Annotated in this window: 14 protein-coding genes and 1 riboswitch; of the genes, 10 read left to right on the top strand and 4 right to left on the bottom strand. The window is 37.9% G+C overall.

The genetic code is table 11. The features are described 5' to 3' along the window. Nucleotides 1-20: 20 nt before the first annotated feature. Nucleotides 21-170: a hypothetical protein gene (locus tag MKX82_RS16120; protein ID WP_341078393.1), complete on the bottom strand. Its 150-nt coding sequence runs from the start codon at nt 168-170 to the stop codon at nt 21-23. Between the two features lie 481 nt (nt 171-651). Between MKX82_RS16120 and MKX82_RS16115 the strand changes: the two genes are divergently transcribed. The 3 genes from MKX82_RS16115 (at nt 652) to MKX82_RS16105 (ending at nt 3,941) form a co-directional block, all read left to right on the top strand. Further along, nucleotides 652-1,932: a methyl-accepting chemotaxis protein gene (locus MKX82_RS16115; protein WP_341078388.1), complete on the top strand. Its 1,281-nt coding sequence runs from the start codon at nt 652-654 to the stop codon at nt 1,930-1,932. Nucleotides 1,933-2,299: 367 nt separating this feature from the next. Then, entirely contained in the window at nt 2,300-3,448 is a 1,149-nt protein-coding gene (locus tag MKX82_RS16110) for an FtsW/RodA/SpoVE family cell cycle protein (RefSeq protein WP_233316517.1), read from the top strand. Nucleotides 3,449-3,692: 244 nt separating this feature from the next. Continuing rightward, nucleotides 3,693-3,941: a DUF2573 family protein gene (locus MKX82_RS16105; protein WP_233316516.1), complete on the top strand. Its 249-nt coding sequence runs from the start codon at nt 3,693-3,695 to the stop codon at nt 3,939-3,941. A gap of 61 nt (nt 3,942-4,002) precedes the next feature. On the opposite strand, the gene MKX82_RS16100 is transcribed toward MKX82_RS16105, so the two are convergent. The 3 genes from MKX82_RS16100 to MKX82_RS16090 are packed head-to-tail and all read right to left on the bottom strand — an operon-like array spanning nt 4,003 to nt 4,815. Then, nucleotides 4,003-4,335 carry a spore coat protein gene (locus tag MKX82_RS16100; protein ID WP_237941854.1) on the bottom strand — a complete coding sequence of 111 codons (333 nt, stop codon included), beginning with the start codon at nt 4,333-4,335 and terminating at the stop codon, nt 4,003-4,005. Between the two features lie 13 nt (nt 4,336-4,348). After that, on the bottom strand, nt 4,349-4,630 hold the full coding sequence (locus MKX82_RS16095) for a hypothetical protein (RefSeq protein WP_233316514.1): 282 nt from the start codon (nt 4,628-4,630) through the stop codon (nt 4,349-4,351). Nucleotides 4,631-4,683: 53 nt separating this feature from the next. Further along, nucleotides 4,684-4,815, bottom strand: a complete 132-nt coding sequence (locus MKX82_RS16090) for a YuzL family protein (protein ID WP_233316513.1) — start codon at nt 4,813-4,815, stop codon at nt 4,684-4,686. A 183-nt stretch (nt 4,816-4,998) separates the two neighbouring features. Between MKX82_RS16090 and MKX82_RS16085 the strand changes: the two genes are divergently transcribed. From MKX82_RS16085 to MKX82_RS16055, 7 genes are all read left to right on the top strand, one after another. Further along, a complete protein-coding gene (locus tag MKX82_RS16085) occupies nt 4,999-7,362 on the top strand; it encodes a 3-hydroxyacyl-CoA dehydrogenase/enoyl-CoA hydratase family protein (protein WP_341078378.1) in 2,364 nt (787 codons plus the stop codon). Between the two features lie 25 nt (nt 7,363-7,387). Continuing rightward, nucleotides 7,388-9,142 carry an acyl-CoA dehydrogenase family protein gene (locus tag MKX82_RS16080; RefSeq protein ID WP_445738847.1) on the top strand — a complete coding sequence of 585 codons (1,755 nt, stop codon included), beginning with the start codon at nt 7,388-7,390 and terminating at the stop codon, nt 9,140-9,142. 158 nt (nt 9,143-9,300) lie between these two features. Next, the gene (locus tag MKX82_RS16075; RefSeq protein WP_341078371.1) at nt 9,301-9,657 is read left to right on the top strand and encodes an arsenate reductase family protein; all 357 of its coding nucleotides are present in this window, start codon (nt 9,301-9,303) and stop codon (nt 9,655-9,657) included. A 43-nt stretch (nt 9,658-9,700) separates the two neighbouring features. Further along, a complete protein-coding gene (gene gcvH / locus MKX82_RS16070) occupies nt 9,701-10,084 on the top strand; it encodes a glycine cleavage system protein GcvH (RefSeq protein WP_233316509.1) in 384 nt (127 codons plus the stop codon). A gap of 146 nt (nt 10,085-10,230) precedes the next feature. Continuing rightward, complete coding sequence (locus MKX82_RS16065) at nt 10,231-10,578, top strand: toprim domain-containing protein (RefSeq protein WP_233316508.1); 348 nt, start codon at nt 10,231-10,233, stop codon at nt 10,576-10,578. Between the two features lie 2 nt (nt 10,579-10,580). Then, nucleotides 10,581-10,889: a thioredoxin family protein gene (locus tag MKX82_RS16060; protein WP_233316507.1), complete on the top strand. Its 309-nt coding sequence runs from the start codon at nt 10,581-10,583 to the stop codon at nt 10,887-10,889. 139 nt (nt 10,890-11,028) lie between these two features. Continuing rightward, entirely contained in the window at nt 11,029-11,382 is a 354-nt protein-coding gene (locus tag MKX82_RS16055; RefSeq protein WP_233316506.1) for a hypothetical protein, read from the top strand. A 293-nt stretch (nt 11,383-11,675) separates the two neighbouring features. After that, nucleotides 11,676-11,779: riboswitch (SAM riboswitch) on the top strand. The last annotated feature ends 124 nt before the right edge of the window (nt 11,780-11,903 follow it).

Below are 11,903 nucleotides of genomic sequence, written 5' to 3'. Positions count from 1 at the left end.
TACATGAAATTAAAAAAAAATTAATCTCCACGTATTTTTTGATGGATGACCTCATCTTCCAGCAGGTTGATGAAGGAAAGTACAATTCCTGCAATTAGTGCAGCGACCGTGTACACGGAGATATCTGTTGCAGCATAGAAGATCAGCGTGCTGATAAATGTCCAAAGCATGCAATATTGAACACTAGTGAGTCTTTTTAGTTTTTCCAAAGAGTAACCTCCTTACATACAGCTCCCTAAGTAAATACAATCTGTATAATATATGGCTTGACTTGTATGTTTAGAAGCGGAGACAGGACAAACCTTATAAAGGAAAAGGTAAGATGCTTGCCCTTTTTCAGCTGAAAAGGGGATAAGCCCTCACTTTTCGTCAGAAAAAGCATATCTAATAAGTATAAAGAATAGCTTGTATCATCTTTTCCGAAAGAAATACAGCGCTTTTCTTTATACCGTAACCCCATAACCTCCTCTCACTTTTGACCATTATGTGGAATGCACATAATGGTCCTTTTTTTATATGTTATAGTATAAAAGTTTTGAATTATTTCAAAGGAAAAGCAAAAAGGATGACTGGTATACTAATTTCGTGCTATATTTACCTAAAATAATTAGGTATAATATCCTATAAAAACAATAGTTAGGGCGGTTGTATATGAAAAAGAAAAATTTGTTTCATAGTTTACGAACAAAAATAGCTTTTATAATAGTGTTGGCTACAATAATAAGCACGCCTATTTCCATACAACTAAATGAAATGCTTAGAGAGGCAGGAATCTTTGCGCCAGAATTAGGCATGATTATTAATACAGTTATTAACTTAGTATTCACTACGTTAATTGCTTCTTTCTTTACGCGAAGAATTATTATTAAGCCTATTAAAAGTTTGCTTGCTGCGACTAAGGAAATACGCCAAGGACATCTTGATAATACTCTGCAAAAAAAATCTAACGATGAAATCGGACAGCTCACAGATGAATTTGTCTTAATGAAGGACTCTATTAAGGCAATGGTTGATAAGGTAAATGAAACAGCAGACATGGTTAATTCCTCTGCAGAAATATTGACTGCTAATGCAGTTGAAACAAGCCATGTATCGGAACAAATTTCTGCAGCGATTCAAAGTGTTGCAGTTGGATCAGAGGAACAGACAAGGGGAATGGAGAGTGTAGCAGACGCTGTCGCTGTTGTTAACAATGAAATAAGAGATATCGCAAAAAACACAGAAGCGATGGTTACATCTACTAATGAAACAGTGCAGGGGGCTAAAGAAGGACAAGCCGTTGTGGATAGCACCGTTCAGCAAATGAGTTTAATACAAAATTCAGTGAAAGAGTCGAACACAACCATTGAACTTCTGCAGGAACGTTCCCAAGAAATTGGCCAATTCTTGAAGGTCATCACAGAAATTGCTGATCAGACAAATTTGCTTGCTCTTAATGCTGCTATTGAGGCAGCAAGAGCAGGAGAAGCTGGAAAAGGCTTTGCCGTTGTTGCAGAAGAGGTCAGAAAGCTTGCAGAACAATCAAATCAGTCAGCTAAACAAATTGCTGTATTAGTTAATGAAATTCAAAAAGATACTCTCACATCTGTGAAAACAATGAGAAGAGTGACAGATGAAGTTAAAGACGGAATCAATATTACCAACAACACGAAGGAAAAATTCAATATGATTTCAAGCAGCATGGAGAATATGAGTGCACAGATGGAAAATATCCTTGATGCAGCGAAAAACATCAATGCCAGCATTGTTGAAGTCGCAGGTTCTGTCGATCAAGTTACTAGCATTGCCAAAGAAAACAGCCAAAACTCCATGAATGTATCCGCATCATCACAAGAACAGCTGGCTGCAATTGAAGAAATTACAGTGTCCACTCAATCACTTGCAAAAATTGCAGATGAATTAGTGGAAGTGACGCAAATATATCGTAAGTAACTCAGTAACTCTCTTTATTTGTTGGTGAAAAGGAGCAGTTAGTTTAATTGGGGTAACTTCTACTTCAATTAGTGAGACTGAGTCTCACACAAGCAGCGAGTGATTTCTGTTGCTCATAAGCGAGATATCTACTACTTTAAAGGTGTTTGCCAACAGTCTCTGTAAGAAGCTTTTTCTAAGCTTCTTTTTTTATTGGAAAGATTTTTGGGGGTAACAAACATTAAATTTTGATTAAATGCTTGTCGAAAGTTGTTATTTGCTGCAATTACAAATATAATGAAGAATTGTACAAACTATTAATGAGCTTATCTTGTTTTTTTGACATTTTAAAACCTTAAAGTTTCACATATTCGAGGAGTAATGAAATATGACCCCAAACAGAAATACTTCAAAAATAGATTTTACACTTGTACTTATATTAATGTTGTTAAGCTTGGCAAGTCTTATTGCCATATACAGTGCCGATTCAAGTTTTGTAATTAAACAGGTTGTCTTTTATGTTATTGGAACTGGAATTATAGCTGGGATTATGCAGCTGGATTCTGATCAGCTTAAGAAACTATCCTGGTATTTGTATGGCATTGGAATTGTCTTATTATTGCTGCTGATTGTTGCGCCAAGCAGTATTGCCCGTGAAATAAACGGAGCAAAAAGCTGGTTCACGCTTCCGGGCTTTTCCTTGCAGCCATCAGAGTTTGTTAAAGTATTTTTAATCCTGATTTTATCGAAAGTTATTGTAGACCATCAGGAAAAGCATCTGGTTAAAACTTTGCAGACGGATTTCTTATTGCTGTTGAAAATAGGTGGTATTACGTTTGCTCCATTGCTGCTCGTCATGCAGCAGCCGGATTTAGGTACGTCTCTTGTACTTATTGCTATTATGGTTGGGATGATTTTCATTTCAGGCATCACATGGAAGATAATAGCTCCCATTTTTATTGGCGGAGTAACGCTTGCTACATCGATTTTATATATGGTTATATGGCATCCTGAGTGGCTGGAGAAATACTTAGGAGTGAAGGAGTATCAGTTCGGACGGATATACTCTTGGATTGATCCTTATAACTACCAAAGTTCAACAGGTTATCATTTAACCCAATCCTTGCTTGCGATCGGATCAGGTCAAACAACAGGAAAGGGAATAGGTACAAATGAAGTAGTGCTTCCCGAAAACCACACTGATTTTATCTTTAGTGTAGTCGGAGAAGAATTTGGCTTTATTGGCGCAAGCATTATCATCAGCTTGTTTTTCCTGCTCATTTACCATATTACGAAGGTTGCACTTGAAACAAAAAATTCCTTTTATACATGCATATGTGTTGGGGTTATCAGCATGGTGACATTCCACGTGTTCCAAAATATCGGGATGACTGTTGGTGTTTTGCCAATCACAGGTATTCCTTTGCCGTTCATCAGCTACGGAGGAAGTTCTTTGCTTGGAAATATGCTAGCAATCGGGCTAATTTTCTCCATTCGATACCATTATAAAAAATATATGTTTTCAAGTGATGAATAACGTCATTAAAAAAAGATGTCCTTTGATAAGCAGCGCTCCTGATCCATGGGAGCTTGCTAATCTTAGGACATCTTTTTTTCTAGTACAGACTCAGGTTCTATTATTTTTTTATGAGGGGGAAAAATAATAGTGAGCTGCTAGTGCGGTTTAATCAAGATTGATAATCATTATCAATTGATTTAAATTTATAATAAAATATAATGAACATAATGTCAAATCAAAAAATGGGGAGGGAGCAATAATAGTGGATAAGGAATTTCTCGAGAAATTTGATTCATTACTGTCAAAATACACCGAGCTGCTTTTGGGAGAGGGAAATGACCACTTAAAGAAAGAAGTGGAAATTTGGATGCTTTACAACCAGATGGCGAAATCAATGCCGAGTTTAGTGAAGCATTGGAATGGTCAATTTCCTGAGGCGAAACAGCAGGTGGTCGATATCATTAGTGAAATAAAAAATTTAAATGATAATCAAAAGCAAAATAAAAATTAAATCATATGATGCTAGTAGGAGGACAACTATTCCTAGTCCTGTGCCTACTAGCATTTTTTTATTATTGCAAACTGCTGCCATAAGGAAATTGTGACTCATATCCTTTAAACTGCTGATAAGCTTGCTGCAATTTTTGCTGATCGGCTGATTCCAGCTTATACCAGCCTTCACGAAACATGAGATCATACAGCTCTCTCTGCATGTTTTGCGTTTCAGTGAAAATGCTGAGCAAATCATCGTACAGTTTCTCATTGCTTGCCTCATTAAGCGCTGTAGAATAGGATGCAGTCATGTATTTTTCGGTTGCCAGCAAATCATTGATGAAATCCCTGTCATTCATTTGTGGAGTTTTGGCTACTTGTGTTTCTGGATTTTGGACTTTTTGCTGATTCATGCTCTACCTCCGTTCACTGCTGTTGCAGTCCTTGTAGACTGCTTTGGTTAGATTCATTTAAATGAGCTAAGATTTTCTCATAATGCTGTTGATGCATTTGCCCGCATTTTTCTGCCTGTAACTTAATGTTTTGATCCTGGATATTTTGAGCAAAGAAATGGGCCTTTTTCATCGCAAGGAGATTCCAGGAAAGCATATCTGCCAAGTACAAGGAATCTTTAACTGTCACCATCTCAGGCGGCTCCATCATAACCCCTTGATTTTGGCTCATGCTGCTCATTGATTGCTGTTGCATGATAAAACCTCCAATATCTTGTAAAAGTTTATATAAAGAATGAAAGCTAGTTGTTATTTTTTATACTGATTGTTTTGACTGTTCCTTTTGCCGCCGCCGTCATTTTCTACTGTTGGGCCAGCATCTCCCTTTACACTAGCTGCACTAACTCCGCCTTTAGAAGGGTTTTTTTTCATCTTAGCCATAATTGTCACCTCCTTGCTAATATCCTTAGGATGGCCTATTTGAACAGAATTAAAGGTTAAACTTTTTTCCTGTAAGCTAATTTCCGCATATGGTTATTGTGAAGTTTATCATTGTTTTTTATTGTAGATAGGAAGGGATTTACTAAATTTGCATATGAATATAAATAAAAGGAGGAAAAATGAATGTACAGTATAAAGAAAGCGGCTGTCATTGGCTCCGGAATCATGGGGTCGGCTATTGCTGCGCATTTGGCTAATGTCGGGATCTCTACATTGCTCCTTGATAAGGTCCCGGATAGCCTGTTGGATGAAGAAAAAACGGCTGATTTGTCTCTTGCTGACAAGAAGGTTCGCAACCGTTTAGCTGCACAAGCGCTTGAACGGATCCGTTTAAGCAAACCGAGCATGCTTACTTCGGCATCTAACGAGCAGCTTTTAGAAATTGGCAATATGGAAGATGATTTCGAAGCCCTGAAAGAGGCTGATTGGATTATTGAGGCAATCACAGAAGACATAAATGCTAAGAAATCCCTTTTCTGCAAAGTAGATGCAGTGAGAAGACAGGGAGCAATCATTAGCAGTAATACATCAGGAATTTCGATTACTGAGATGAAAGAAGGCTTATCAGAGGATTTCCAAACACATTTTTTAGGAACCCATTTTTTCAACCCGCCCCGGTATATATTGCTGCTTGAATTTATTCCAACAAATAAAACCTCCTCTGAAGTAATTTCCTATATGAAAACATTTGCTGAAACTGTCTTAGGAAGAGTAGTTGTTGAAGCAAAGGACACACCTAATTTTATTGCAAACCGCATTGGGGCACATGCCTTTCTTACAACATTAGATGCTATGGTTCAAATGGATTTGACCATAAGTGAAGTAGATAGGCTGACAGGGCCATTTATTGGCAGGACAAAAAGCGCCACTTTCCAAACACTCGATATGGTCGGATTAGATACTTTTTTCCATACTGTTAAAAATGTGCGCAACAGGACAGAAGACACGATGGAAAAAGAGCAGTATAAGGTTCCTGTCTTCTTGCTGGAGATGCTTAATCACAAGATGCTTGGTAGGAAAACAAAGCAAGGCTTTTATAAAAAAACAAAAGAAAAAATGCTCGTGCTTGATTATCATACAATGCAATATGTAGAGGAACAAATCCCAAGACGAAGCAAAAGCCGCGAAAAGCTGAAAGAGCTTATTTATGACAGCAGCCCAACAGGCGTTTTTTTATGGAAAACTGTTATGCCGTATCTGCTTTATTCTGGTGAGCATGCACTGGAGATTGCGGAAAACATTTTTCAAATTGATTTAGCAATTAAAACAGGCTTCAATTTCAAACAAGGTCCTTTTGAAACATGGGATGAGATTGGCTTAACGGAATCCCTCGAAAAACTTAAGGGTGAGAACCAAAAGCTGCCAGAATGGATAGAAGACATGATTAAAAATGGGTTTACAAGCTTTTATAAGAGTGTCGATGGGAAGCGCTCCTACTACCATAATGGCAAATATGAACCAATACCGCTGACAAACGATCAATATCGGCTAGAGCATAAAAGGCAAAGCGGAAAAGTGATAGCAGGTAATAAAGCAGCAAGCATAGTTAATATGGACGATGGTGTCCTGCTATTGGAAATGCACAGTCAAAATAATATTATCGGTATGGATATGATAAAGATGCTAAATAAGGCTGTAACGATTGCAGAGAGCACAGACAGCATAAAAGGTCTTGTAATTGGAAGCAGCGGAAAGAACTTCAGTGCAGGAGCAAATTTGGCTATGATGCTGCTTGAAGGGCAAAATCAGGATTATTTAGAATTAGAAATTGTGGTGAAAGAGTTTCAGGAAGCTCTAAAGCGTATCAAATACTGTAAGAAGCCAGTTGTTGCAGCGAGCCATCGCAAAACATTAGGCGGCGGTGCGGAAATCTGTCTTGCTGCTGCCAAAATTCATGCATCGATTGAAACATATATCGGTCTTGTTGAAATAAGCGCAGGGCTGATTCCAGGCGGAGGAGGCACAAAGGAGCTGTACTTGAACTTGCTGGATGAACAAGATGGTATCGATCACAGTCATTTAATCACAGCTGCAGCGAAGGCTTTTGAAGCAATATTGACTAGCAATGTATCCACTTCAGCAGAGGAAGGGAAAACAATTGGCTTTTTAAGCAGCCAAGATAGTATTACTTTTAACAGTCTTAATGTTATGGAGGAAGCTAAGCAAACAGTAATCAAACTGTTTGAGAAAGGTTATGAACCACCTGTTGTTAAGAAAATACCAGTGGCCGGCAAGGAAGGCTTCCACCTTTTGCAAAAGAAGGTGCAGGATTTTGCTAGCAAAGGCGCTATCACAAAGCATGGGGAAATTATTGCAGCTAAACTTGCTTATGTCCTGACTGGAGGCGATGTGCCTATTCAGACAGAAGTGGAGGAAGATTATTTGCTTGGCTTGGAAAGGCAGGCATTCATTGACTTACTGAAGGAGAGGGAGACACTTCGCAGAATGCTGTACTTATTGACTGCAGGCAAACCGCTGCCATTGTGACTAAGAAAGAAGGAGTGGAGAAATGATGAAAAAAGGCGCAAGTTTTCTTCTTGAAGATACGAGCTGGAAAGATGTATACACACCAGAGGATTTTTCGGAAGAACATGAACTTGTTGGAGAAATGACGAGTGATTTTGTCCGAAATGCTGTTATGCCACATCTTGACAGTATGGAGAAACATGATTTTAAAAAGGTGCTTGAATTAATGAAGGAAGCTGGCGAACTAGGTTTGTTAGGAGCTGATGTTCCTGAGATGTTTGGCGGTTCAGGTCTTGATAAGATTAGCTCTGCCATTATTTCCGAGAAAATGTCCATAGCCGGCGGTTTTTCCATTACACATGGAGCTCATGTCGGAATCGGATCTTTGCCCCTGATTTTATTCGGAAATGTTCAGCAAAAGCAGAAATATTTGCCTTCCTTAGCTACAGGCGAAAAAGTTGCGTCCTATTGCTTAACAGAACCAACTGCCGGTTCTGATGCCCTCGGAATAAAAACAACTGCCGTATTGAATGAAGAAGGCACGCACTATATATTAAAAGGTCAGAAGCAATGGATTACTAATGCCGGGATTGCAGACATCTTTACTGTGTATGCCAAGGTAGATGGCAAAGACTATTCAGCTTTTATTGTGGAACGTGAATTTCCTGGTGTATCTATTGGACAGGAAGAAAATAAACTAGGCATTAGAAGCTCCTCTACTTGTTCTGTCATCCTCGATAATGTCCTTGTACCAAAGGAGAATCTGCTCGGGGAAAAAGGCAAGGGTCATTTAATTGCCCTTAATGTTTTGAATCTTGGCAGATTTAAACTAGGTATGGGAGCAATTGGCGCAAGTAAGGAAGCATTGAAAGTAACTATACCTTATATTAATAATCGTCAGCAATTTCAAACCCCCATTTCACGTTTTCCCTTAACAAAAGCAAAAGTTGCTACAATGGCAGCACTCCTTTATGCTTCTGAAAGCTCTGTTTACCGGACTGCTGGTTTATTGTCTGAAGCTCTTGATCCATTGGAGGGGACAGAAGATTGGAAAATCCCCGCCAAGCTTGTCAATGAATACAGTATGGAATGCAGCCTCAATAAAATCTTTGCGTCTGAAGCTTTGGATAAAATCGTTGATGAATGTCTGCAGCTTCATGGCGGTAACGGGTTTATGGAGGAGTATGCGATTTCAAGAATGTATCGTGATTCCAGAATAAACCGCATTTTTGAAGGAACAAATGAAATTAACCTGTTGGCAGTGACAGGTAACTATTTAAGAAGAGCACTGAAAGGGGAAGTTCCGTTAATAGCTGCAGCAAAAGCAGTTGAAAAGGAAATGTTCACCTTTATCCCAAGTGAGCCTGATGACAGCCTTCTTTCCCAGGAAAAACTGCTTGTGACAAATGGTAAAAAAGCAGTGAGCATGCTGTTAGGCTTACTGGCGAAAAAATTTATGATGGAAGCAGACCAGCAGCAAGAGGTGCTTGCTCATATTGCGACAATGATTTCCCACTTATATGCAATGGAATCCTGTATTTTACGGACCGAGAAGGCTATAGCCAAATCAAATACAGAAGAAAAACAAAAGGTTCTATATACAGAAATATATTGCCAGGAGGCTTTCCAAATCATTCATAATGAAGCAACTAATACTCTTTCATATATGGAGTCTGGTGATGATTTGCGCTTTGCGTTATCGATCTTAAAAAAATATACTAGATTCCTGCCGAAGCCGCTGATTGCGTTAAAGCGTGAAGCTGCCGAAAGTGTTATTAAAGCCAATGAGTACGTCGTATAAGTTCGAGAAAGAGGAGAAACCTGAATTGCGGCAGGTTTTTCCTCTTTTTTACTTTATAATAAAGATATATTTATTAGACATTGTTATGAATTTGTCCTAATTTATGATAATATTCAATTATATGTTCAAAAAAATACATAAGTAAGTAAGGTGATCATATGGAACTTACATATTATTGGTATCCTAAATGCAGTACTTGCCGCAAGGCCAAAAAATGGCTGGATGATAACGGGGTAAGTTACAAAGACGTACATATAGTTGAAAATCCTCCTTCACGCTCTACGCTTGAAGACCTATATAAAAACAGCGGTTTGGAATTAAAGAAATTCTTTAATACTAGCGGACAGCGTTATCGCGATCTTGGCTTGAAGGATAAAATGAAGGATATGTCAAATTCAGAGCTTTTAGATATACTGGCTTCTGATGGCATGCTGATCAAACGTCCTCTCACAACTGATGGAAAAAAGGTTACGTTAGGGTTTAAGGAAGAGGATTTTAAAGAAAGCTGGACATAATTGTGCCGCTTGAAGGATATTAATCTATTTGGAGGGATATTGCATGAGTGCACCGAAAGATTTGCGTTATTCAGAAGAACATGAATGGGTAAAAGTTGAAGGAGAAAATGTGCGTATTGGAATTACACATTTTGCTCAATCAGAATTGGGAGATATCGTGTTTGTTGAGCTTCCAGAAGTTGGAGACGAAGTAACAAAGAACGAGCCTTTCGGCAGCGTAGAATCTGTTAAGACAGTTTCTGAACTATATGCGCCAATCAGCGGCAAAGTAGTAGAAGTAAACGAAGATTTAAGTGATAATCCTGAATACGTAAATGAATCTCCATATGAAAAAGCTTGGATGGTTATTATTGAGCCGTCTAATATTGCCGATGCAGAGCAATTAATGACAGCAGAACAATATGATAAAATGACAAACGAAGATTGATGTTAAAGAAGCACCGTTTTGGTGCTTCTTTTCGTTTCAAATGCCGATAACTTTTACTCCAATTAGCAATATGTTAAAGTATTACATAATATAACTTGCAAGATGCGGGGATACTAGCTGCAAAAATAATACTTCAGGTGATTATAATGGAAAAAATTATTATTGTCGAAGGTACATCAGATAAGCGGAAAGTAAAGGATATTGTAAGAGAACCAGTAGATATTATTTGTACGAATGGCACAATCGGGATTTCGAAATTAGATGATCTTATTGAAGACTTATTTGACAAGGATGTTTATATTCTTGTTGATGCAGATGCATCTGGAGAAAAAATCAGAAAGCTCTTCAGAAAGGAATTGCCAGAAGCAGAGCATATATATATTGATAAAATGTATCGGGAAGTTGCAAGTGCGCCTGAACATCATATTGCGGCTGCATTGCTGCAGGCGAATATAGATATCTACCCTAAATTTTTAGATATGAGGATGAGATAGTCATGATTGAATGCACAGAAGACGGACTGCGGTCTGCTTTAAAGGAGCGGGAAAGGGAGCCGTTCTTTCTTTACTTATACACACCGATGTGCGGAACATGCATGGTGGCGAGCAAAATGCTTACTGTTGTTGAAGCAATGCACAATAATGTATCGATAGGGAAAATGGATTTGAACTATGCACCTCAGTTAGCAGAGGAGTATAAAATAGAAAGTGTACCCTGCCTGTTAATTTTTCAGGAGGGACAATTAACAGAAAAAATCTACCGTTTCGAATCAGTGCCACATTTATTAGAGAAAATGTCTTCCTAACAAGTATTCCATTCGACAAGATTTTTTGTATTTCCCGGGAAATGGTGAAACATGTCTAAAAGTATTTAGGTGTTTTTAGAGGGAATAATGGGAGAAAACAGAATTACCTACTATATGAAAATATAGAGGGTGTGAAGCAATGGGGCATATTTTCAATCAGTTAGTGAAAAATTTGAATCAAAGTCATGTCATAAAACCGCTGCTTAGAAGAGAAGCTTTTATTATTAAGGTTGAAAGCGGAGAAAGCAGCTTTTATTTAGAATTAAAGAATGGTGTTTTTACCGTACTGCCTACTGCTGATAACCACACTATTTTATTAAAAGGCAGCCGAAACTCCATTGAAGACGTTTTTGAAGGCAGAGTGCTGCTCCGACGTGCGAAGAAAGAGCAGGATGTGGAAGTTCATTCATCTTTGAGAAAACTGTTGCTATTAGAATCACTGTTTCACCTAGTGAATGTTAATGAACAAGCTTGGTGTAAAAGCTGCTCTTAACCAAAAACTTCCTTAATTTAAAGGAAGTTTTTATTTTGAAATAATGTTAATTAATTGTAAGTGTTTCCGAGGATTATCGTCGAGTAAGTCTTTTGAGTGGGATATTGACAGTATTTTTAGAAAAGTTAACCATATATATTATTGTTAGAAAATATTACAATAAATAAACATATAATTCAGAAAAAACACTATATTAGGAACTTAAAAAAAATGATTGACACCTTCTGTTTTCCCATGTTACATTACGACTATCAAATTTATTCAGCAAACTTATTATAACTATATATTCTATACTCTTATCGAGAGAGGTGGAGGGATGTGCCCTATGAAGCCCGGCAACCGTCAAAGTATGACATGGTGCCAATTCACACAAAGCAATTGCTTTGACAGATGAGAGGAAGGTTAAATCATAATGCCTTTCTGCTCATTTTATATAAGCAGGAAGGCTTTTTTTGTACCCAAAGTATGGATTAGACAATTCCGTAAAACACTATTTACGATAATAAGTAGATGGAACTTTT

Source organism: Niallia sp. FSL R7-0271 (assembly GCF_038005785.1).
Classification (GTDB): domain Bacteria; phylum Bacillota; class Bacilli; order Bacillales; family Cytobacillaceae; genus Niallia.
This window is presented reverse-complemented; position numbering and strand designations above follow the sequence as displayed.